Origin of the sequence: Psychrobacter sp. UBA2514, from assembly GCF_002341255.1 — a bacterium.
Classification (GTDB): Bacteria; Pseudomonadota; Gammaproteobacteria; order Pseudomonadales; family Moraxellaceae; genus Psychrobacter; species Psychrobacter pacificensis.
The window spans coordinates 1-21,916 of record NZ_DDNS01000008.1 but is presented as its reverse complement, the minus strand read 5'-3'; the positions used below and the strand labels follow the sequence as shown (position 1 = coordinate 21,916).

Annotated in this window: 18 protein-coding genes and 2 pseudogenes; 11 read left to right on the top strand and 9 right to left on the bottom strand. The window is 46.6% G+C overall.

Translation table 11 applies throughout. The features are described 5' to 3' along the window. The first annotated feature begins 267 nt into the window (after window positions 1–267). From B3V51_RS02515 to B3V51_RS02500, 4 genes are all read left to right on the top strand, one after another. The gene (locus tag B3V51_RS02515; RefSeq protein WP_212563571.1) at window positions 268–870 is read left to right on the top strand and encodes a cytochrome b/b6 domain-containing protein; all 603 of its coding nucleotides are present in this window, start codon (window positions 268–270) and stop codon (window positions 868–870) included. A gap of 36 nt (window positions 871–906) precedes the next feature. Beyond that, window positions 907–1,578, top strand: a complete 672-nt coding sequence (locus B3V51_RS02510; RefSeq protein ID WP_071001505.1) for a response regulator — start codon at window positions 907–909, stop codon at window positions 1,576–1,578. A 60-nt stretch (window positions 1,579–1,638) separates the two neighbouring features. Further along, a complete protein-coding gene (locus B3V51_RS02505; protein WP_284719342.1) occupies window positions 1,639–3,123 on the top strand; it encodes an ATP-binding protein in 1,485 nt (494 codons plus the stop codon). A 78-nt stretch (window positions 3,124–3,201) separates the two neighbouring features. Further along, complete coding sequence (locus tag B3V51_RS02500) at window positions 3,202–3,900, top strand: VIT1/CCC1 transporter family protein (RefSeq protein WP_286707911.1); 699 nt, start codon at window positions 3,202–3,204, stop codon at window positions 3,898–3,900. 38 nt (window positions 3,901–3,938) lie between these two features. On the opposite strand, the gene B3V51_RS02495 is transcribed toward B3V51_RS02500, so the two are convergent. Genes B3V51_RS02495 through B3V51_RS02480 form a run of 4 tightly spaced genes read right to left on the bottom strand, consistent with a single transcriptional unit; the run spans window position 3,939 to window position 8,453 of the window. Beyond that, on the bottom strand, window positions 3,939–4,790 hold the full coding sequence (locus tag B3V51_RS02495) for an SDR family oxidoreductase (protein ID WP_286707910.1): 852 nt from the start codon (window positions 4,788–4,790) through the stop codon (window positions 3,939–3,941). A 41-nt stretch (window positions 4,791–4,831) separates the two neighbouring features. Beyond that, window positions 4,832–5,881 carry a TauD/TfdA family dioxygenase gene (locus B3V51_RS02490; protein WP_286707909.1) on the bottom strand — a complete coding sequence of 350 codons (1,050 nt, stop codon included), beginning with the start codon at window positions 5,879–5,881 and terminating at the stop codon, window positions 4,832–4,834. 39 nt (window positions 5,882–5,920) lie between these two features. Beyond that, window positions 5,921–7,546 carry an AMP-binding protein gene (locus B3V51_RS02485; RefSeq protein ID WP_286707908.1) on the bottom strand — a complete coding sequence of 542 codons (1,626 nt, stop codon included), beginning with the start codon at window positions 7,544–7,546 and terminating at the stop codon, window positions 5,921–5,923. 55 nt (window positions 7,547–7,601) lie between these two features. Continuing rightward, the gene (locus tag B3V51_RS02480) at window positions 7,602–8,453 is read right to left on the bottom strand and encodes a thermostable hemolysin (protein WP_083328807.1); all 852 of its coding nucleotides are present in this window, start codon (window positions 8,451–8,453) and stop codon (window positions 7,602–7,604) included. Window positions 8,454–9,034: 581 nt separating this feature from the next. On the opposite strand from B3V51_RS02480, the gene B3V51_RS02475 reads away from it, so the two are divergent. Continuing rightward, window positions 9,035–9,682: a glutathione S-transferase gene (locus tag B3V51_RS02475; RefSeq protein WP_201606695.1), complete on the top strand. Its 648-nt coding sequence runs from the start codon at window positions 9,035–9,037 to the stop codon at window positions 9,680–9,682. Window positions 9,683–9,797: 115 nt separating this feature from the next. Here the strand turns inward: B3V51_RS02475 and B3V51_RS02470 are convergent. The 5 genes and pseudogenes from B3V51_RS02470 to B3V51_RS02450 form a co-directional block, all read right to left on the bottom strand. Continuing rightward, window positions 9,798–9,992 (bottom strand): annotated as a pseudogene (locus B3V51_RS02470) (integrase core domain-containing protein); the annotation flags it as partial. A 162-nt stretch (window positions 9,993–10,154) separates the two neighbouring features. Further along, the gene (locus B3V51_RS02465) at window positions 10,155–11,249 is read right to left on the bottom strand and encodes an NADH:flavin oxidoreductase/NADH oxidase (RefSeq protein WP_093069215.1); all 1,095 of its coding nucleotides are present in this window, start codon (window positions 11,247–11,249) and stop codon (window positions 10,155–10,157) included. Between the two features lie 138 nt (window positions 11,250–11,387). Further along, window positions 11,388–12,233: an IclR family transcriptional regulator gene (locus B3V51_RS02460; protein ID WP_071001513.1), complete on the bottom strand. Its 846-nt coding sequence runs from the start codon at window positions 12,231–12,233 to the stop codon at window positions 11,388–11,390. Window positions 12,234–12,514: 281 nt separating this feature from the next. Further along, the gene (locus B3V51_RS02455) at window positions 12,515–13,783 is read right to left on the bottom strand and encodes an MFS transporter (protein ID WP_071001514.1); all 1,269 of its coding nucleotides are present in this window, start codon (window positions 13,781–13,783) and stop codon (window positions 12,515–12,517) included. A gap of 115 nt (window positions 13,784–13,898) precedes the next feature. Further along, window positions 13,899–15,053, bottom strand: a complete 1,155-nt coding sequence (locus tag B3V51_RS02450; protein ID WP_058025401.1) for an acyl-CoA dehydrogenase family protein — start codon at window positions 15,051–15,053, stop codon at window positions 13,899–13,901. Window positions 15,054–15,437: 384 nt separating this feature from the next. On the opposite strand from B3V51_RS02450, the gene B3V51_RS02445 reads away from it, so the two are divergent. From B3V51_RS02445 to B3V51_RS02420, 6 genes and pseudogenes are all read left to right on the top strand, one after another. Further along, the gene (locus tag B3V51_RS02445; RefSeq protein ID WP_093069220.1) at window positions 15,438–16,214 is read left to right on the top strand and encodes an enoyl-CoA hydratase; all 777 of its coding nucleotides are present in this window, start codon (window positions 15,438–15,440) and stop codon (window positions 16,212–16,214) included. A 70-nt stretch (window positions 16,215–16,284) separates the two neighbouring features. After that, window positions 16,285–17,871, top strand: coding sequence for a 3-hydroxyacyl-CoA dehydrogenase (locus tag B3V51_RS02440; RefSeq protein ID WP_240364954.1), 1,587 nt, complete (start codon window positions 16,285–16,287; stop codon window positions 17,869–17,871). Window positions 17,872–17,937: 66 nt separating this feature from the next. Further along, on the top strand, window positions 17,938–19,140 hold the full coding sequence (locus tag B3V51_RS02435; protein WP_212563565.1) for a 3-oxoadipyl-CoA thiolase: 1,203 nt from the start codon (window positions 17,938–17,940) through the stop codon (window positions 19,138–19,140). Between the two features lie 61 nt (window positions 19,141–19,201). Beyond that, on the top strand, window positions 19,202–20,890 hold the full coding sequence (locus B3V51_RS02430; RefSeq protein WP_212563564.1) for a fatty acid--CoA ligase: 1,689 nt from the start codon (window positions 19,202–19,204) through the stop codon (window positions 20,888–20,890). Between the two features lie 165 nt (window positions 20,891–21,055). Beyond that, window positions 21,056–21,535 carry an acyl-CoA thioesterase gene (locus B3V51_RS02425; RefSeq protein ID WP_071001519.1) on the top strand — a complete coding sequence of 160 codons (480 nt, stop codon included), beginning with the start codon at window positions 21,056–21,058 and terminating at the stop codon, window positions 21,533–21,535. A 198-nt stretch (window positions 21,536–21,733) separates the two neighbouring features. Next, window positions 21,734–21,916, top strand: a pseudogene (locus tag B3V51_RS02420) (hypothetical protein); the annotation flags it as partial.

Genomic DNA, 21,916 nt, shown 5'->3' with positions numbered 1-21,916 from the left:
ATGTATTATTTATATTGCCAATAGTGGTCTTGCCTGCTCAATTTCTTGTTTTGAAATGTACTTTTAATTATCTATGAATGTCAGGTAGATTATTCACTACTTTAAAGTTCGAATTCTTAGTTTCCTAAGCTCCTCTTAAGGTTTGTTTGTTGTAATAGCGGTAGAGCAGACGATGTGATGGCGAGTCTACTAGCGGTATCTCGCCTAGATTCGATGTTTAGCAATCACGTCGTCAAAAACAAACGAACCATTAAAGGAGTGACGGTCATGACCCAACATAGCACAAGCAATCCGGCGCACGAGCCTGATATGTCTTTATCAAATACTCCTAAAACTCGACAAGTACGAGTTTGGGATATGTGGGTCAGAGTGACTCACTGGGCCGTCGCGGCTGGTATCACTGCCAATTTGCTGTTTACCGAAGAAGGCAGTGAGCTACATCAATATGTCGGTTATATCGTGGTGGGGCTAGTGGTTGTCCGTCTACTTTGGGGATTTGTGGGCACGCGTTATGCACGTTTCAGTGACTTTTTCCCCACGCCGTCTCGTATCAAACGCCACCTATCTGATTTGAGTATTCGCCACACAGACGAGCAGCATTTGGGTCATAATCCATTAGCTGCCCTGATGATGTTTGCGTTATGGGCGGTGATTATCGGCTTGGGTATTAGTGGCTATCTGATGGAAGCCAACATTTTTGCCAGTAAAGATGTCCTTGAAGAAGTTCATGAGATACTGGCCAATAGTTTATACTTACTGGTGCCGGTGCATATTATCTCTGCGATTGCCATGAGCTATTGGGAGCGGCAAAACCTGATCAAGTCGATGATAACGGGTTATAAAACGGTGACGCCGCGTCGCTCACAATAAAAAAGACAATAAAGTACATAACGTAATAGGACAATCATGGCACGCATACTATTAATAGAAGACGATAGCAATATCGCTGAAGGTCTCGTTGTTGGACTCAAAAGTCATGGTATGATGGTCGATTGGTTTAGTGATGCCAAGCAAGGTGAGATGGCACTGCAAGAGGGTATGTTTGACGCGGTGCTACTTGATTTGACCTTGCCAAGAGGGGATGGCATGACGGTGCTACAAAATTGGCGCTACAAACAGCTAGATACGCCGGTATTGATCATTACGGCTCGTGACGCGATTGCCAACCGCGTGGCTGGACTCAATGCGGGCGCCGATGATTATCTGGTCAAGCCATTTGCACTAGATGAAGTGGTTGCCCGCCTGCAGGCGTTGATACGGCGCAGTCAAGGACGTAGCCAGCCTGAGATTCGTTATGGTGACGTCGCTTATTGGCCGCACAATCACCGAGTCTCTTATCAAGGCCAAGTCGTTGAGCTCACCATCAAAGAAGTGGCGATACTCGAGCAAATGCTGACCCATCCCAAACAGATTCACAGCCGCGCAAGCTTAGAGGACAAGCTCTACGGCTGGCAACAGGATATTGAGAGCAATGCGATTGAAGTACATATCCATCATTTACGCAAAAAGCTGGGCAATGACTTTATTTTAACCAAACGTGGCATCGGCTACTACCTCAATCCAGCCCATAATCATTAATATGTTTATATTCAATTTGGCTTTCAATATACAAACCATATATGAGCAACCTATGAGCTTATGAAAAGTATCCAGCAGCGACTGTTCATCTCCTTACTCATTGGGCTGCCTTTGCTGTGGCTTATCACATCGAGCTTTATTGCTTGGCGGTTGTGGCACGAAATCAATGAGATGAATGACACACAAATCACCCAAGTGGTTCGTTATTTGATGGGCATATCCGCCAATGACGATGAGCAAAGTGACCGCGACAATAATAACGAGACAGAGCACAATGGAAAACCTGTCGCCAAAATATATAATTTAAAAAGTAAGGCGCTGTCAGGTAATCTGGGTGATGCAGAAGACGATTACATGGGTTTTGCTATTTGGGATAAAGATGGTCATTTATTAGCGGCTGACGAGAACGGACAGTCGTTTTCTTTTTTGCCAGATCAGCGCGGTTTTGTAGAAGAGGACAGCGCTATTTATCAGCGTCTAAACCCTTTTAGTAAACGCTGGCGGTTGTTTTATGCGCATGATGACTATCGTAGCGATGGTATGGGTGAGGAGCGTGTGATTGCTATTGGTCAAAGCCTTGCCTCTCGTAGAGAAATGATTGTTGAAGCGATGTCTGTGCAAGTACTGCCGATGTTAATTGGGCTGCTTTCCTTAATGATCTTGACTATCGGATTGATACGACACGGACTGATGCCATTAAGTCAGATTAGTTCTGAGGTAGAACAGCGCAAGCCGCAAGACGATCGTCCGATTACAGCAGACGTCCCACAAGAGATTCAGCCTTTAGTGACCGCGTTAAACGTGTTGTTTGTGAAAGTGGCAGACACTCTAGCACGGGAGCAGCGCTTTACCGCTGATGCCTCTCATGAGCTGCGTAGCCCACTGGCTGCGCTCAAACTACAAGCCGATCTTTTGCAGCAGCAGCTATTACAGCTGTCTGGTATAGAAAACGACAGTCAACTGTTTTATCACACGCAAAAAATCAGCGATGGTATTGAGCGCGCCACCCATTTGGTCGATCAGTTATTGGTGTTAGCCAAGATAGAGCCGCAACAGCAGTTGCCTTTTGAGCAATTAGAACGTCCAGACTGGCTGATGCTCACCGATACTGTGCTGAGCGACGTCAACCGCTTAGCGCGTGAAAAACACATCCAATTAAAACGTACCGTACACTGTGACAATTCTGCCGATATTTTACCCATTCTTATTAATCCAGTGTTGTTTAAACTATTAATCCGTAACCTATTAGACAATGCCATTCGTTATTGCCCAGAGGGCTGCCAGATTGAACTGCAGTTGGATACTGATAGTATCAAAGTGGTGGATAATGGCTTGGGCGTCGACCCAGAGCAGCTAGCGCGGCTAAGCGAGCGCTTCTATCGTCCAGCCGGTCAAACCCAAATAGGTAGTGGGCTGGGGCTATCAATTGCCAATCGAATTGCCGATCTGCACAATCTTACCTTAGCATTTGCCAACCGCCCTCAACCAGAAACAGGCTTTATCGTAACGGTCAGCAGTAAGAACGCACTCTCAAAACCGTTATAAGACATAAAGCATACTGTATTAGTCTGTATCAGTTACACTAGGGCATACCCATTCGCGTTTCTACCTTTTGAGGATTTTATGCATCATTCTATTCATGACGAAGCACATTTGAGCAATCGCAATCATTGGTTGAGGGCAGCAGTGCTGGGGGCGAACGATGGGTTGATTTCGACCGCCAGTCTATTGGTTGGGGTGGCTGCTGCCAGTACAAGCAGTCAGACATTGCTGCTGACAGGTATGGCGGCGCTGACCGCAGGTGCATTATCAATGGCGGCTGGCGAGTATATCTCGGTCTCATCACAGGCGGATACCGAAAAGGCGGATCTCGATAAAGAGCGACATGAGCTGAGGCACAATGCTGAGCGTGAGCTGCTTGAGCTTACCAAGATTTATGAGGCGCGTGGACTTGAGCATGATTTGGCGCATCAAGTGGCCGTGAGCTTGACTGAGCACAATGCGTTAGAAGCCCATGCCCGTGATGAGATTGGCCTGACGGATATTAGTGAAGCAAAGCCCATTCATGCCTCAGTGGCTTCAGGACTATCATTTATAGCGGGGGCGATACTACCGATTATTGGGATATTACTGTTACCAGCGGAAACACTGGTCTGGTCACTCGCGGCTTTGACAATAGTGGGCTTGATGTTACTTGGTATTATCTCTGCTCGTCTAGGCGGTGCACCTGTGATCCCTGCGACTACTAGAGTCGTGGTGTGGGGCGTGCTTGCTATGGTGGCAACCTCGTTAATTGGTCGCTTATTTGGTGTGGCAATTTAAAGGCAAACTCACTCACTCCACGATTGCCTAAGTGATTATCATGATTTTCTAGCATACTGTTTGATGGTGGGTAGGTCTTTGACAATGGCGTTGCCAACGATATTGGGAAACAATCGATTGAGCCATGCAAAAAAACGCTCAGGAAACCCCAAATGCTGATGCGCTTGTTTGGTTGATATAAAGTGAATCAGTGCTTTTGCGACGGTCTCAGGCGAGTCCATTTTTACTTTCAATGCCTCATTCATAGCGACGACGGCATCGTTATTCATGGTGGTCTTGGTGGCTCTGGGCGCAAAATAGCGAAACCTCACTGAGGTGTCGGCATACTCGCGGCCTAACGCTTCACTTGCACCGCGTAAGGCAAACTTGCTCGCGCCATAAGCACTAAAACCTGGGTAGCCAATACTGCCAAAGGTTGAGCCAACGCTGATAATTTGGCTCGGGCTAGGCTGCGCTATCAAGATAGGTAGCAGTCTTTTTATAAGCTGTAGTGGATACGCCACATTGACGAGCATCATCTGTTCAATCGTGTCATCATTTTGATCCGTGAGCAAAGCAAAATCATTGATACCTGCGTTGAGTATGACCGTATCAATGACGTTTCTATGGCCTTGTGTCATTTCACCCAGTCCCTCTACCAGTAGCGATTGCGATGTCTGCGAGCTTAAATCACACGTATGAGACACAAGTGGGATATCAGGATAGTCTTTGGTCAACTCATCTACCAAATGAGTCAAGGTCTGGTTGTTACGTCCGACCAAAATGACAGGCTGATTATTGGCACATAATTGCCGTGCGATCTCCTGCCCGATACCACCCGTGGCACCGATTAGCATGGTGTAATTGAGCATAGCTTGTACTAGGTCTGATTGGCCATTAGCTGATGTCATGATATTGCATCCTTGTTGAACATTGATTGTTAGAGCACGGACTATTGAAGCGCGGATTGTGGTGAGATGTGCTGTTGCTCATCGTTTGAGTGATTCATGCCATGCCTAATGCCAAGCCCCATCGCAATATACAGCTTACGCTCTGTTAAAGGCACGTCAATTTGTCGACGACCATGCATGATGCGTTTGTTGTCGAGTATCACCACATCGCCATTTTGCCACGCAATGTCTTGAGTGTATTTTTCACAAAGCTGAGTCAGCTCATCTAGGAGCGCATCATCGACGGGTTGACCGTTTGCTAGGGTGAACTCAGGTTTTTCATAGTTAAATGAGGGCCCAAGTAAAGTATTGGCAAAGGCCAGTTGACCGCTTACGTTATCTTCTCGAATTGCAGGTATCTGTAATACGTACCGAACGCCGCCGTCTGTCTGAGGTTCTACGTGATGCGTTAACGTCTTGCTCGTCGTCGCCGTGACAAATGTCTCTAAATCATCCAAGCTTATTTGATCGGCGTTTGCTCTGCCGGTCGCAGTCGCCACATAATTTTGCCAAATGGCCTGAGGCAAATAGCGACTGATACGCATCGGCTGACTAAAGGTGGCTTTTAGCTCAGGTGATAGCGCTTGATACACTGCATGCCCATCACATATCGTTGTTTGTGAGCCTTTTTTGGCGCTCAATTCACTAAAAAAAGCAATGACGTCAGGCGGCATCGGCGTATTGCCATTTTCGATATGTAGTCCAATGGCATGCGTGCCTGCATCCACTTTTTGCGCTTCAGAAGTGATGTTTTGGCGGGCGGGATCGTAGGTCAAGGTTTGACAAAGTTGACTCATCAACTGGCTAAACGTCTCTACATCGTAGTGATAGCCTCGAAGTAACGTCCAACCATGGGTTTGCAACTCCATTAAAATATCAGCGGTTTTAGGCAAGGATACGCTAGCAGACACGTGGGAGGTTGGTGCCTCAAAAGTGTCAAGTTCGATAACGTCGCTTTTTATCAAGTTGCTTTGTATCAAGTTGCTTTGTATCAAGTTGCTTTGTATCAGGTCGTTTTCTATCAAATCATTTGGCATAAGAGTGGTTTGCATAATATGGTCCTATTGTTGTACTGCTGGTAAAAGCGTCCGTTATAAGCCGAGTACCGATTGATAAGCGGTAAAAATGTGCGCGCGTCGTAGCTTACCGTTATCAGTCAATAATTCATTTTCCGTACTAAAAGGGTGCTCGGCGAGATGCCACTGTCGGATACGCGCATAGTCAGGCAAGGTTTGGTTAACGACATCTATCGCTTGCGCAATCGCAGATTGTGGATCATTGCTCGTTGCGACCATGTTGGGGTTGGCGACTATCACCGCAGACAAATGCGGCTCATTATCTCCGAGTACCGCGACCTGATAAATAATGGGCTGCGTTGAGAGCTGCGCTTCTACCCATTCAGGCGAGATATTACGGCCAAAACTACTGATGAGCACGTTTTTGCGTCGACCCGTGATGTATAAATAGCCGTCGTCATCTAAATGACCGATATCCCCTGTGGCAATGATGCCATTGTCATCCTTACTATTGTCATGGTTTAAGTAGCCTTGCATCGCATTGCCCTTAACCATTACTTCGCCACTATCTGCGATGCTGACCGAGGCGTGAGGCATAGGTTTGCCCACACTGCCTTCGCGCTTCGCTTTTGGCGTATTGAGACTGACTACCGAGCCGCATTCAGATAGGCCATAGCCTTCATAAACAGGCAAGCTTAAGGCACTGGCGTCTTGTAGTAATTGAGGGGAGACTTTGCCGCCGCCGACTGCCATAAACTTTAATGATGGCACAGCAGCATTGGCGCTGGATTTGGTTGCTCCTTTGTCTGCCATGTGCTCGCAAATGGCTTTTAGCAGTTGCGGTAATAAAATAACGCTGGCGATGTCGTATGTTTGTACCGTTGTCATCAAGCGCTTGGCATCAAATGCTTGATTGGATAACAAACCAAATTGATCAATACGCCCCGTCACTAAGGTGCGCCCCATATATAGACTCACGTAGACGCCTGCCACGTTTTCTAATAAAGTGGCAAAAGGCAACACGCTTAAATGACTAAAATTGCTTGTGGCATTGCTCACTTTTGGCGCGTGAGTAGCATCATCTGTCAAGGTATCAGCGAGCGCACCCGATAACGACTCGACAATACGCATCAATGTCTCTTGACCCAAACACACGCCTTTTGGCATGCCCGTACTGCCTGAGGTGTAAGTCACTTTGCAAAAATCGCTGGCAGTAGAGGAATTTTGAGCGGTGAAGGTATGGTCAGTGATGGTGCCAGCAAGTTGATAAAAACCACCTGTGATATGAGTCGCCTGCTCAGACTTGATGGTTTTTGTCTCTGGTGTATCAGCAATTATCCAATTATCCGTATTGTCTATGGTTGGCAGTTGTAAACCAGCGCCAACGTATACCATCTCTATCTGCGCATCTTGTAGTAAGTGCGCAATTTGCGCGGCACTAAAAAATAAGGGGATGGGCACAACAACCGCGCCGACGGTACTCAATGCCAAATCGAGTATGATCCAATCTATATCGTTATGCGCATATAAGGCGACACGCTTGCCTTGCCATGTTTCTAATGTTTGATGAAGCGCTGATAATGTACGTTGCAGCTGACCATAAGTTAGGCTGGTCGTATTATGGTTAGCTATCGTTTGTATCGCTACCTGCTTGGGAGTTTGGCGGGCATGCTGACATATCACGGTATAAATGGGGGTCATGTTATTCTCACTGTCTTGTGGTGGTGCAGTGTTATTGGTTGTTAATGCATGCGTATTAAACGGCTATCTTATTTAGCGTCAAACGCGTGGTAGCATTCATCTCTAACGTTTCGGTATAGCGATAATGTGGGGCGCATATCCGCTTAGCATCGGCCACATTGATAGCGACGACCAAGGGATTGTGCTGATAGTAATGGCCCCATGAGGATACTTGCTCAGGGTCTTCTAGCGCTTCTGCCGTGGCCTTGGCAATGACATGACTGCGAATGCCCATATGTGCCAATATATGCCGTACCGCATCGGTGCCAGTACACACGACCCAGTCTGCTTTGGTTTGGTATTCATGAGTCGTAGAATTCAGGGTGGGGGTGGATAAATAAAACACCAAAAATGCTATCATAAGCCGCGCGCTACCCGCACAACCTGATGCCAAATTGCCAATCTCAAAAATGCGCTGGCGACTGACTGGCTCGCCTGCCACTCTGCTGATCTCATGTTGTATCGGCGTGTTCAGATACTGCTCTAAAAATATCTTATCTTCACAGATAGGCTTTAGACCGATAGCAACGCTCGTCCCTTTAAATGCAGGTAACGCATTATCATCAGTGGATAACCAATCGCCATAGGATGACATATCGGCAAAACCTGAAAACAAAATGGGCATAAAGTAGCTTAATCGGGCGTGATGGATATACGCATATATGCGTTTGATAAATGCCTGGGCATCTTGGTTTTGGGCATAGGAAGCAGGCGATGTCGCTATTGGCATTTGTGTACTGGCACGAATATAGAGGGAGGAGGGTATGCCTTGCACTTCCAATATTGACATTGGCTTAACCGCTTCAATATAAAAGGTCGTATTTAGAACATTCTGTAAGGTATGAGTGCTATCAATAGATAATGACATCAGCTGTCTCCAAATGGTTAAAAGCTTTTAGCACGATTAACATCATGAAAGCATCATAAAGGAGCAACCTTAACTGAACCTTAAGATAGTATCGTCTTTAACAGGCGATATAGTTAGTTAGCAGTCGATATAGTTAGAAACGAGTATTTAGCCCAGTATTTAACCTCCATTCATGTGCAGTAATTACGGACATGATTCGCCCTAAAGCCGTAAACCGACTCAACTGCTGACTTATCATCCTCAAAAACTGCATGTATCAGTCCTTATACTATAGAAAATAGTCCAGTATAAATTCAAAAAAATGATATTTACAATAGGTGTCAGCGGTTTTTAGCCAACAATAAGTTGCCATTATAATAACTTTGACTGTGATTATATTTTGAGTTTTTTGGTGTTTATTTATCAGTCAAACAAGAATTTAGGTGCTGCAAACGCCATCAACATCGAGAGTGAAATCGGTGTGATCTCATCGCGCCTAATAATATTTACCTACTCCCTAATAAAATCCATATCAGTGTGTTTGAGCCTACTGGTTCTTATTGATATGCTATTTGGTTTTTATTCAATTGTGGAAGACAACTATGACTTTACCGCGCCATCGATTGTATTCTTTTCGCCGCTGTCCCTACGCCATGCGTGCCCGTCTCGGTCTTTTATTTGCCGAGCAGTCTGTAGCGCTGTGGGAGGTTACGCTGAAGAATAAACCCGAGCAAATGCTAGCGATTAGCCCAAAAGGGACAGTACCCGTTTTACAGTTGGCGGATGGGACCGTCATTGAAGAAAGTGACGAGATTATGATGTGGGCACTTGCGCAGAATGACCCACACGGCTTACTTGATAAAAATACATTACCGCAAGCAAATGCCTTGATTGTACAAAATGACAATGAGTTTAAATATTGGCTAGATCGATACAAATATGCAGATCGGTATCCTGAGATGACGCAGAGCGAGTATCGACAGCGGGGCGAGGTGTTTTTGCAGGTATTGGAGACGCTATTGACAAAAAATGTCTATCTATTAGGAGACAGTGTGACCACAGCGGATATTGGTATCATGCCGTTTGTTCGTCAATTTGCGCATGTTGATCGTGAGGTGTTTTATGGTTTGCCATACCCTAAATTGCAGCAGTGGTTACAAGATTGGCTTGCGCATCCGTTATTTTTGCAAGTCATGACTAAGTTTGAACCATGGCAAGAAGGCGATGAGGTGGTGATTTTTCCTTGTTAATATCTGGTATTTGAAGTTATTTATATGATCACATGAGTGGTGAGTGGTAGGTAAAGTATAGATTTGAAAGAACGTAGGAGAATACACATTGTATACTTGTAGTGGTCAAATATTTTTAGACAGTACTTAAGAGGTTTTTGTTGAAATAAAGTCTCTTTTTCTCGCTCGGTGTTAAATACTCATTAAAGCTGTGTGGTCTTACACTTTGATAATAGCCCCAAATATAATCATTTACTGCCTGCCGAGCCTCATCAATATTGTCATAGCCGTTTTTTGGCATCCACTCTGTCTTAAAGCTTCTAAAGAACCTCACCTGTTTTTCAAGCTCTTGTATACGCCGTAATTCAGGCGTTAGGTCTTTGCCTTCTGATGGCATGACACCTTAACTACTTTAGTTTGAATTAAAGTGAGTGAATGCATAGACTGAAGCAAGTAATGTTATCTTCAGTCTATGTTCGTAGTTCGATTACACTTATTCTATCGGAGACGGCTTACCGTGCGGGCTTGAGCGTAGGTACTGTTTGGGCGCTTTGACGGTTGCGCCAAGCTCGGCCGCCGCGTGCCACGGCCAGTGCGGGTCATAGAGGATACCGCGTGCCAAGGCAACCGCGTCCGCTTGCTGCTCGGTGATGATGCTTTCTGCCTGCTCGGCCTCGGTGATTAGGCCCACGGCAATGACGGGTATATTGACCGCTTCTTTTACGGCTGCGGCAAAAGGCACTTGATAGCTCGCCTTTACAGGGATTTGCTGCTCTGGGCTCAGTCCTGCGGTGCTCACATGGATATAATCACAGCCTAATGCTTCTAAGGCTTTAGCCAGCTCAATCGTTTGGGTAAGGTCCCAGCCGCCTTCGACCCAATCGGTTGCAGAAACCCGCACGCCCACTGGCTTGTCACTTGAAAACTCAGCCCGAACCGCTGTAAACACGTCAAGTAACAAGCGCATTCTGTTTTCAAGACTGCCGCCGTATTGATCATCACGCTTGTTAGAAAGCGGCGATAAAAACTGATGCAATAGATAGCCGTGCGCACCATGCAGCTCAATTAAGTCAAGCCCCAGCGTATCTGCGCGTTTTGCTGCATTCACAAAATCACTGATGAATGTATCAATGTCATTTTGATCCATGGCTGTGGGTACAGTAGAGTTTTCGTCATACGCAAGCGCTGATGGTGCCACCGTTTGCCAGCCATTTACCTCATCAGGGGCAATCGAGCCGTCGCCGTCCCATGGTTTTTTGGTTGACGCTTTACGCCCAGCATGGGCCAACTGGATGCCTATCGGCATTGGGCTGTACTGTCTGACAGCAGTGAGCGTTTTATCCAGTGCCGCTTGCGTCCTGTCATCCCATAATCCCAAATCAGCATAGCTGATGCGTCCTTGCGGGTTGACCGCCGTCGCTTCTAAAATAAGTAGCCCTGCACCGCTCAAACTCATCTGACCGATATGAATCGTATGCCAATCGCTTGCCGCGCCGTCATTGGCAGAGTACTGGCACATGGGGGCGATGATAATACGGTTATCTAGGGTGAGTTGCCCAAGTTGTAAAGGCGAAAAAAGCTGGCTCATAATAAATCCTTAAAAAAACGCGCCTCGCTTAAAGGCATGGAAAATAACAGGAAAAATCGATATAAATGGTTTATATAATTAGCGCTTGAATACATGATGGGGATGAATGGTTTTTTTATAGGGTACATTTAAGTGAGGCTAGCTGATATATAGATTACTCTCAATCATGTTTTTCATATGCAGCAGGCGAGGGGCGATGTCTTCTTCTAGCTTGGTGCGACTCAGGATAAAACTTGGCGCGCCGCAGTTAAACGTGAGCAACCCTTCCGTCGGGTGCATCAGCGCAATGGCGACCGCATTGACATCCTTTTGCCATTCACTGATAGAAAAACAATAGCCGTAATCTTCATAATCTTGAAAGGCTTTGTCCAGCCCTCGTCTGATCTTTAGCCAATCATCCTTGTACTTATTGCGAATCGCATTTAGGATAAATTCTTGTTCAGCAGGCGGCATGCTGGCGAGGCAAGCGCGTCCCATTGAGCTTAAATGAATGGGGAGATATGAGCCGATATTGCGCTGCATGGTCGTACTACCAGCGCCCTGTACCACATTGAGATAGACCATCATCAACCGATCACGCGTCGCCATAGCCACCGCACTATTGGCATAATCCGCCAGCTCTTCCATATAAGGGGTCGCGAGATTGTTGATGGAGATGTTGGTCATCATGGTATAGCCAAACCCAAGCACGCCGGTTGAGAGCTGATACTTACTGCTCGTAGTAGACTGTTTGAGATAGCCTAATTTGACCAGGGTATAGGTGAGGCGAGTGATGGTACCCTTAGGAATCCCTGTCAGTTGACTCAGCTCTTGATTGCCCAGATAAGGTCGCTTCGGGGTAAAACAGCGCAGTAGCTCAAGACCACGAGCCAACGCGGTGACAAACTGTCTGTCGTTTTTGCCCTGCATCTCTGCAATGGGTTCTAACAGCTCCATATGCATCTCATTATTAGGGTCGTCATTGGCAAGGGTGTCGTTCGTCATAGGCGGTCTATTATCCCCAATTCAGTCCATACAAGCATAGTAAAATTATCACTACCTAGCGCCACTGTGAGCCAGTATTGCTCTATAGAACAAGTATTTAGCAAATACTCATTATAGGCTTTATCACTGACTCACAGTCACATACCAAAGGTAGTTTATCTTGTTCATTATACTATATTACCGTACATTTATATTCTCAGCATAGCATGATATGGGGAGATTGTTTCGCTATGCGGTATGAACGGTCGTAATATAGGGAGTCAACGGCATTATAAAAGATTTTATGAGGCCTCTTGTGGATCATACTGCTTTTCTTTGATAAACAAAGTTGGGATCAGACCACATAAGAAGTAAGCACCTGCCATCAGCAGCAGACCTGCACCGATGGAGTTATGCATGGCCATATAGCCAATAGCAACAGGGGCAATCACAGAACCAAGTCGTCCGATATTAAAGGCACCGCCAATGGCTGTCCCTCGAATAGCTGTTGGGAAGCTCTCGGTCAGATAGGTGGCATTGATGGCATAAGGAATCCCATATAAAAAACCAAAGGTAATCATTAACCAGCCAATATTCTCTGGGGTGTGCGTGTATACCAAAATAGGGATAAACAGTGCAGTACCCATGGTACCAAAGGCAAAGACGATCTTGCGGCCGATTTTATCCGCCATAAATCCTGCCACTACTTTGGCAAACATCATGGTCAAGTAAGTGCCCGCCATATATAGCGCCATCTCTTTAAACTTAATTCCAAGCTCGGTCTCTAAATAAGACGGCAACCAGTTGCTTACCCCAAAATAGCCAAACAGTAACAACCCTGAGCTCATCGACCACAATATAAACATAATGCGATGCTTGGGGTTTTCAAAGATAGCCTTGTAAGGGTTTTCCGCTTTTTTGGTTGTATCTTTTTCGCCGCTTAATTTGCGCGCACGCGCCTCTTTCCAGGATTGTGGCTCAGGTACTAAGAAGTACATGGAGATGGCTAGCAGCAGTGGCAAAAACGTCAATAGATATAAAGTGCGCCAGCCATAGCTAGGGATGATCCATGCTGAAACGCTGGTAATCACCAAAGATCCGAGCGTAAACCCTGTCATGAGTGCGGCAAGTACCGTGGTTCGATGCTTCGTCGGCACCATCTCAGACATCAACGTGTTGGTGGCGATATATAAGCTGCCAAGCCCTAAGCAAGCAATAAATCGTAGTGCCACAAACTGCTCATAGCTCTGCACAAGCCCACTAAAACCAGATAGGATAGAAAACATCCCAGTCGCCAGAACGATCACGCGTACCCGTCCAAAGCGGTCACAGGCCCAGCCGCCAAAAACCCCGCCAATAGCCATGCCAAACAATGACCAGCTGCCCAGCGCGCCAGCTTGTACATTGGTCAATCCAAATTCTTGCTTGAGACTAGAGAGGGTAAAAGCAAGAATACCGATGTCAGCGCCATCACATAGCAATACCAAAAAACAAAAAACAAAGGCCAGCTTCCAAGGCTGTTTTTGGACCGCGCTTGCGCTTGGGTCTGACGTTATAGCGACACTTTTCACAATGTATATCCTTATCGTTGTGAGAATCAAAGTCTGAGTTATAAAAAGAAGGGAACGGCATCAGCATCCTAGCAAATACCGCCTTGTGTTTTGGTGAGTACGCCTGCGAGATATATTACTCGCTGGCTTCTTTGATCATGTTGCGGGCAATGATAACTTGCTGAATTTGGGTCGTACCTTCATACAGACGATAGAGACGCACATCACGATAAAAACGCTCAATACCATAATCTGCGATATAGCCTGCGCCGCCATGGATCTGTACGGCTCTATCCGCCACGCGGCCACACATCTCGGTGGCAAACATTTTGGCGCATGAGGATTCGGTCACGACATCTTTGCCTTCATCACGTAGACGCGCCGCATCTAGTACCATGGATTTGGCGGCATAAATCTCTGCTTTTGAGTCAGCGAGCATGCCTTGAATGAGCTGAAAACTGGCAATAGGCTGCCCAAATTGCTTACGCTCGACGGCATAATGTAATGCATCATTTAGCATGCGAGTGGCGGCGCCAGTACTGGCGGCTGCAATGTGCAAGCGCCCTTTATCAAGAACTTTCATCGCCGTTTTGAACCCAACACCCTCGACACCGCCAATGAGCGCATCGGCTGGTACGACACAGTTGTCAAAGATGACATCGCAGGTATGCGCGCCTTTTTGGCCCATTTTTTTGTCAATTTTGCCCAAAGTAATACCCGGTGTGTCACTCTCCACAATAAATGCCGAAATGCCGCCAGCGCGTTTGTTTTGTGGGTCAGTACGTGCCATGACAGTGAATATACCCGCTTGCGGGGCGTTGGTGATATAGCGCTTGGTACCGTTGATGATATAAGTATCACCATCTCTAACAGCGGTTGTCTTTAGTGAGGCCGCATCTGAGCCTGAGTCAGGCTCGGTCAAGCAAAATGAACCAATGATCTCCCCACTGGCGAGGCGAGGCAGATACTTCTGCTTTTGCGCTTCTGTCCCATCAATCACAAGACCAGAGGAGCCAATACCGTTATTGGTGCCAATCAGTGAGCGAAACGCGGGGGAGGTACGTCCCAGCTCAAATGCCAAGGTCACTTCTTCTTCCATCGTGACACCAAGACCACCGTACTCTTCAGGAATGGTCAGCCCAAATAGCCCAAGCTCGCGCATCTGCTCGATGATCTCTTCTGGTAGGCGATCGTTTTCTGCCACCCAGTGCTCCAGAGGAACGAGTTGGTCATTAACGAAGTTGCGGATGGTATGAGTGATATGGTCGAGGGTTTCTTTATCTCTAATCATATGAGTCTTCCTTGTTGGATAAATGCCTGTTTGATTGATGACTGATAGTCATAATGGTTTTTAACCTGATAGTCATAACGGCTTTTTGACGATGTTAGTCATGTGACGTCCTTGGATGATTAGCATAATCGATGAATAAGTAAATTACAATAGTTTTGGTTTAAAAAACCGCATTGCGGTATTTTTATTATAAATATGATAATTATTCTCTATAATTTTTCTCATTTAACCAATTTTTGCCCTTCACAAACCAAAATAAACAGTATATATTGATATTAAATACCGCATAGCGATATTTTTATTTCAAAATAATCGTTTTAATATGTTTTTGTACTTTATTATGTATTTGTACTTTATATCGGAATGAGGTTTAAGGAGTGGATCATGGAAGAGCAACTCATTATTTGTGAAAAACCAAAAGAGGGCGTGAGTGTCATCACGCTCAATCGACCCAAAGTGCGCAATGCACTAAACAGTGAGCTACGCCAACAAATGGCAGATTTGTTCATTCAGTTAAATGATGATCCACACACCAAGGCGATCGTGCTGACGGGTGGTGATAAGGTGTTTGCCGCTGGTGCCGACATCAATGATTTTTTGACGACTGGCACAGCAGATATGTATTTGCGTCGTAGCGAGCGCTATTGGGATGCCATCACTCATTGCCGCAAGCCCATCATCGCGGCTGTCAATGGTTACGCACTTGGCGGTGGCTGTGAGCTGGCCATGCATGCTGACATCATCATCGCTGGCAAATCTGCCAAATTTGGGCAGCCCGAGATCAAAATAGGACTCATGCCAGGAGCAGGAGGCACGCAGCGTTTGTTTCGTGCCATTGGCAAACACAAAGCCATGAAGATGGTACTGACGGGCGATATGATCAGTGCTGATGAGGCGGACACAATGGGGCTGGTCTCTGAAGTCGTCGACGATGAGGCTGCCATTATGCGTGCCATCGAGATTGCCGAGCAGCTATCAAAGTACTCTCCTATTGCCTTAGCGCAAATCAAGGAGGTGGCAACGCTGGGTGCTGATATGCCTTTAGAAGGCGCGTTAGCACTGGAGCGTAAAGCCTTTCAAATTCTGTTTGATACGCATGACCAAAAAGAAGGCGCCAAAGCTTTTTTGGAAAAGCGCTCAGCCGACTATCAAGGCTATTAAGGGGCAGATGCCGCTTATCTCTTTTGTCCACGCCGACCAACTCTTATCGCAAACTATGTAGAGAAACATTATGACCGTGAATACACTTGCCATTGTTGGCACTGGTATTATGGGTATGGGTATTGCCCAAATTGCTGCCCAAGCTGGTATCCAAGTCCTTTTATATGACGCCAAAGCAGGCGCAGCTGAGCAAGGACGACACTCCTTGCAAGCCATGCTCGAAAAGCTCACCGCTAAAGGCAAATTCAGCGATGACGAGCTACAGGCTATGTTAAGCCGTTTAACCATCGTTCAAGAGTTAAGCCAAATCGCGACCGCTGAGATAGTGGTTGAAGCCATTATCGAAAATCTAGACATCAAAAAACAGCTTTTTGCCCAGTTAGAAAGTGTGGTTACCGCCGATACTATTTTGGCGACCAACACCTCCTCATTATCAGTCACGGCAATTGCTGCTGACTGTGAATATCCAGAGCGCGTGGCAGGGTTTCATTTCTTTAACCCCGTAGCACTGATGAAAATTGTAGAAATTATTCCGGGCCTTTCTACTCAGCAATCAGTTATTGACGCGCTCACTGATTTGGCCAAGCGGATGGGACATCTGGGCGTGGTCGCAAAAGACACACCCGGATTTATCGTCAACCATGGTGGCAGAGCCTATGGCACCGAAGCGTTAAAAATACTGGGTGAAGGCGTCGCAAGTTTTGAGCAAATAGACCGCATTTTACGAGAGGGCGCCGGCTTTCGCATGGGGCCGTTTGAGCTGTTAGATCTGACGGGCATTGATGTGTCACACCCCGTGATGGAGTCAATTTACGACCAGTTTTATCATGAAGCGCGCTATCGCCCGCATCCATTAACTCGTCAAATGCTGGTAGGCAAAAAGCTCGGCCGTAAAGTTGGCGGCGGTTTTTATCAATACGAAAAAGGTCAAAAGATTTCTGTAGATAGCGCTCAGAATCAATCGTCTAAGGCGGCGGCGCTTATAGCTGATGCCACTATTAGCTCAGTTTGGATTGGCGCTGATTTGGCAGAAGATAAGACGCAGCTGGTCGATTACCTAAATGCTCATGACGTCACTATCGATGACAACGACACACCACACCCTGATAGTTTGGTGCTACTCGCCATCTATGGCGAAGATACGACCAATGCCGCGATTCGTTATCAGGTTGATCCCAAGCAAGCCGTTGCCATTGATATGCTCACCGAACTTACAAAGCATCGTACGTTGATGCCAAGCATCGTCACGCAAGAACGATTCGTGGCGCAAGCTTATGCATTATTTGGCAGTAGCACGGGTAATAAAGGCTCAGATAGTCGTGAAGCAGATGCGCAGGAGGCGGGTAGTGCCACGCTGATTGCCGAAAGTACAGGTTTTGTGGCACAGCGGGTGGTCGCCATGGTAATCAATCTCGGCTGTGATATCGCCATGCAAAAAATTGCCACGCCAGAGGATATCGATAATGCCGTCAAGCTTGGGCTGGGGTATCCGTATGGTCCGATCTCTTGGGGCGATCATCTTGGTGCCTCGCGTGTGCTGCTCATTTTAGAGCGTATTTACGCGCTCACAGGCGACCCACGCTATCGCCCAAGCCCTTGGTTACAGCGCCGCGCCAAGCTGGCTGTGTCATTGTTCACTCAGCAGGCCATTTATTAGCACAAACAACAAAATATCGTTATAAAACTATTTATTCAAAGTGAAAAAATACAACAAGGACACGTTATGTTAGATGCCTATATTTATGATGGATTAAGAAGCCCTTTTGGTCGCTATGTCGGTGCATTGGCAACGGTGCGTCCTGATGATCTGGTTGCCACCGTGATAAAAGCGCTGGTCGAAAAACATCAATTGCCGAGCGATGTGTTTGATGAAGTGCTGCTAGGCAGTGCCAACCAAGCGGGTGAGGATTCTCGCAATATCGCGCGCAATGCCGCTCTGTTAGCAGGATTGGATGTCACCACGCCGGGTCAGACCGTCAACCGCTTATGTGCGTCAGGTCTGTCTACCGTGGTCGATGCTGCGCACAGTATTACGTGTCATGAAGGGGATATTATTTTGGCGGGTGGGGTCGAGTCGATGACGCGTGCGCCTTTTGTCTTTGCCAAGACAGAAAAGCCGTTTAGCCGTGACTTTAAAGTATTTGATACGACCATCGGTAGCCGTTTTCCTAACCCAAAGATTATTGAGCAGTTCGGTAGCGATACCATGCCGCAGACGGGTGACAATGTTGCTCATAAATATGGCATCACGCGCGAGGAAGCCGATAAGTTTGCCGCCGCATCGCAATCCAAATATCAAGCTGCCAAGCAAGCAGGATTCTTTGACGATGAGATAACGCCTATCACCGTCCCACAAGGTAAAAAGTTGCCCGAAAAAGTCGTTACCGATGATGAGCATCCTCGTGCCAGCTCCGATATTGCAGCGCTACAAAAGCTTAAACCTTTAAATGAAAATGGCATAGTTACGGCAGGTAATGCCTCCGGTATCAATGATGGTGCTGCTGCGCTTATCATCGGCTCAAAACAAGCAGAAGAGAAGCTAGGCTTTAAGCCCATTGCCAAAATCTTATCATCAGGTGCGATGGGGGTTGAGCCTAACATCATGGGCGTGGGTCCTGTTGAAGCGATTAAGCTGGCATTAAAGCGTGCAAATTTAACGCTAGATGACATGTCTGTCATTGAGATTAATGAAGCTTTTGCCTCACAGGTACTGGGTTGTCTAAAAGGGTTGGATATTGATTTTGATGATAAGCGCGTCAATCCTAATGGCGGCGCCATCGCGGTCGGGCATCCGCTGGGCGCATCTGGTGCACGAATCGCTTTGAGTACCGCTCGAGAATTACAACGTACGGGCGGCAAATATGCAGTGGTTAGCCTATGCATTGGCATCGGGCAAGGGCTTGCCATGGTGATAGAGCGCGTCTGATATTAAAAGCACGCGCCACATTACTGATTATCAAGAACAGTTTATTATCAAGGATGACACTATGACAACCATACTCAATCAACATGACAACTACCATCAGGCCGAAGAAGCGTATGGGTTTCCGTTAATTATTAAGCAGCTACTCAACCGTGCCAAAATCGCTTCCACCAACCAAACCATTAGCTATGCGGACAAAGTGACTTATACTTATGCTGAGTTTTTTAAGCGTATCAATCGCTTGGCCAATGTCTTAAAAAACATGGGTTTGCAGGCAGGTGATGTGGTCGCGGTCATGGATTGGGACAGTCATCGTTACCTTGAGGCATACTTTGCCGTGCCGATGTCGGGCATGATTTTACAAACGGTCAATGTGCGCTTATCTGAAGATAAAGTGCTGTACACCGTCAACCATGCTGCACCCAAAGCACTGCTGTTAAATGCTGAATTTGCGCCGATGATCAAAGATTATCGTGACGATGCACCGTCTATTGAGCATGTCATCTGGGCAGACGATGCAGAGGATGACAATGCAAGTAGTGAGAAAGCTGAGCTGCCTGACTATGTTGACGGTGAATATGAGGCGCTATTAGCAGCTGCTAGTGACGAGTTTGACTTCCCAGATTTTGATGAAAACACCATCGCGACCACCTTTTATACCAGTGGGACGACAGGCGATCCAAAAGGAGTTTTCTTTACCCATCGCCAGATCGTACTACAGACGATGGCAAGCACTTTGGCATCAGCGCTCAATGCCGAAGGTCAAGGCGCGCGCTACGACGATGTCTATATGCCAATGACGCCTTTATTCCATGTTCATGCGTGGTGCTGGCCATATGGCGCAACAATGATAGGGCTAAACCAAGTATATCCGGGGCGCTATCTAGCTCCAAAGCTTGTCGATTTGATTGAGCAGCATAAAGTCACGCTATCGCATGGCGTCCCCGCCATATTGCAGATGCTCCTCAAAGAAATGGCCGCGCGCGGTCGTAAGTTTGAGAATCTCAAACTACTGCTAGGGGGCTCAAAGCTCAATGAGGGCTTAGCTAAAGCCGCTATCGAGTGCGGTATTGAGTTTATGTCAGGGTTTGGGATGTCAGAGTCCTGCCCTGTGCTGTCTCGAGCGGTATTCGATGACAAAACCGAGTCAATGACCCTAGAGGACAATCTCAATTATCGCTGTCTGTCAGGCTCGCCCATCATGCTGGTATCGATGGAAATTTGGGACGAAAATGGTCAACCCCAACCGATGGATGGTGAGTCGACAGGCGAGCTTGTGATACGAGCGCCGTGGCTAACGCAAAGCTACTTTAAAAATCCCGATGCAGGCAATGCGTTATGGAAAGGCGGCTGGATGCATACGCAAGACATTGCCTGCATAAGCGCCGATGGTACGCTGAGCATCACCGATAGACTAAAAGACGTTATCAAGTCTGGTGGCGAATGGGTGTCCTCGCTTGAGGTTGAGACGATTCTATCCTTTCACCCAAGCGTTGCTGATATCGCGGTAATTGGTGTCCCAGATACGCGCTGGGGCGAGCGCCCTCTTGCATTGGTCGTGCTAAAACCAGACTATGCCGATACAACGTCGACAGATATTTTGGCACTGGGTCATCAAGCGGTTGAGAGAGGTCATTTGCCAAAATATGGCGTCCCAAGTGAAGTGAGGTTCTTATCCGAGATGCCAAAAACCAGCGTCGGTAAACTCGATAAAAAACGCATGCGCTCGATGTATTCAGAAAACCTCATCTAGCCAAATAGACCTGTCACCATCACAGCGAGTTTACTAACAGAAAAGACGTATATAAACCCTAGTATCTGCATAAATGCTAGGGATGGAGGAGGTGTGTGTCATGAGTACCCTGAGTCACACGCATCATCTATATAACAAAACCTACCTAATAAAAAGAGACAAGCTATGGAAGCGGTTCCTACATTTCCAGAAATACAAGAAGCTGTCACCAGTGATGACAGTCATCCATTACACGACTTTACGGTGATCTACCCTCAACAAGTGGAATGGGGTGATATGGATACCTTTGGTCATGTCAACAATGTGGTCTATTACGAATACTCTCAAAATGCTCGTATTTACTACAACAGGCGGCTTGGTTTATTTAATGAAAAAACGTTTTCGGTGATGGCGGCCTCGTCATGTCGATACCTTACTCCAGTTGCTTATCCTGATACGTTGTGGATCGGCGTCAAGGTCAAAAAAATCGGCAACTCAAGTCTGGTGCACGAATACACCTATTATAGTACCGCACTAAAAAAAGTCGTTGCAATCGGTGAGTCGGTTTTGGTCTATCTCGATAAATTGAGCGGACAAAAAAAGCCAATCGATGAGACGCAAAAAGAAGCCATTGCAGCATTAGAGAGTATCGACCAAGAAGCATAACACCCAATAGAACATCAATTCGTTACTGACTCTTTGATGAGACAGCAGGTAATAGGTAGGAGGCAATTTATAAAAAACGCATTCATGGTTATGAAGTAAAGAGCGCGTAATCGCCATTGGCATTGATAAGGATATCAACATATAACAGGGAAGAGAGGAATGATGCTTTATACAAAAAGGCTATCTATAGGATTGGCTATGGTAGCAACCTGCGCATCTGCGCAAGCGATCGATATTGTGACAACGGGCGATACAACATTGAGTATCGGGGGTTATATCAAAGCAGAAGGGGCATTTAATTCGCCTGATGAGGGAGATTCAGAATTTAAAGGAAACTTACGCCAGTCACGTATTAATATGAAGACGACCAAGTCTGTGGAG

Excerpts from the sequence above, each read along its gene's own strand:
- B3V51_RS02465 (WP_093069215.1), bottom strand. The coding sequence starts at position 11,249 with ATGAGCCAGCTTTTTTCGCCTTTACAACTTGGGCAACTCACCCTAGAT.
- B3V51_RS02515 (WP_212563571.1), top strand. The coding sequence starts at position 268 with ATGACCCAACATAGCACAAGCAATCCGGCGCACGAGCCTGATATGTCT.
- B3V51_RS02440 (WP_240364954.1), top strand. The coding sequence starts at position 16,285 with ATGACCGTGAATACACTTGCCATTGTTGGCACTGGTATTATGGGTATG.
- B3V51_RS02445 (WP_093069220.1), top strand. The coding sequence starts at position 15,438 with ATGGAAGAGCAACTCATTATTTGTGAAAAACCAAAAGAGGGCGTGAGT.
- B3V51_RS02460 (WP_071001513.1), bottom strand. The coding sequence starts at position 12,233 with ATGACGAACGACACCCTTGCCAATGACGACCCTAATAATGAGATGCAT.
- B3V51_RS02435 (WP_212563565.1), top strand. The coding sequence starts at position 17,938 with ATGTTAGATGCCTATATTTATGATGGATTAAGAAGCCCTTTTGGTCGC.
- B3V51_RS02490 (WP_286707909.1), bottom strand. The coding sequence starts at position 5,881 with ATGCAAACCACTCTTATGCCAAATGATTTGATAGAAAACGACCTGATA.
- B3V51_RS02505 (WP_284719342.1), top strand. The coding sequence starts at position 1,639 with ATGAAAAGTATCCAGCAGCGACTGTTCATCTCCTTACTCATTGGGCTG.
- B3V51_RS02450 (WP_058025401.1), bottom strand. The coding sequence starts at position 15,053 with ATGATTAGAGATAAAGAAACCCTCGACCATATCACTCATACCATCCGC.
- B3V51_RS02425 (WP_071001519.1), top strand. The coding sequence starts at position 21,056 with ATGGAAGCGGTTCCTACATTTCCAGAAATACAAGAAGCTGTCACCAGT.
- B3V51_RS02510 (WP_071001505.1), top strand. The coding sequence starts at position 907 with ATGGCACGCATACTATTAATAGAAGACGATAGCAATATCGCTGAAGGT.
- B3V51_RS02500 (WP_286707911.1), top strand. The coding sequence starts at position 3,202 with ATGCATCATTCTATTCATGACGAAGCACATTTGAGCAATCGCAATCAT.
- B3V51_RS02495 (WP_286707910.1), bottom strand. The coding sequence starts at position 4,790 with ATGACATCAGCTAATGGCCAATCAGACCTAGTACAAGCTATGCTCAAT.
- B3V51_RS02430 (WP_212563564.1), top strand. The coding sequence starts at position 19,202 with ATGACAACCATACTCAATCAACATGACAACTACCATCAGGCCGAAGAA.
- B3V51_RS02475 (WP_201606695.1), top strand. The coding sequence starts at position 9,035 with ATGACTTTACCGCGCCATCGATTGTATTCTTTTCGCCGCTGTCCCTAC.
- B3V51_RS02485 (WP_286707908.1), bottom strand. The coding sequence starts at position 7,546 with ATGACCCCCATTTATACCGTGATATGTCAGCATGCCCGCCAAACTCCC.
- B3V51_RS02480 (WP_083328807.1), bottom strand. The coding sequence starts at position 8,453 with ATGTCATTATCTATTGATAGCACTCATACCTTACAGAATGTTCTAAAT.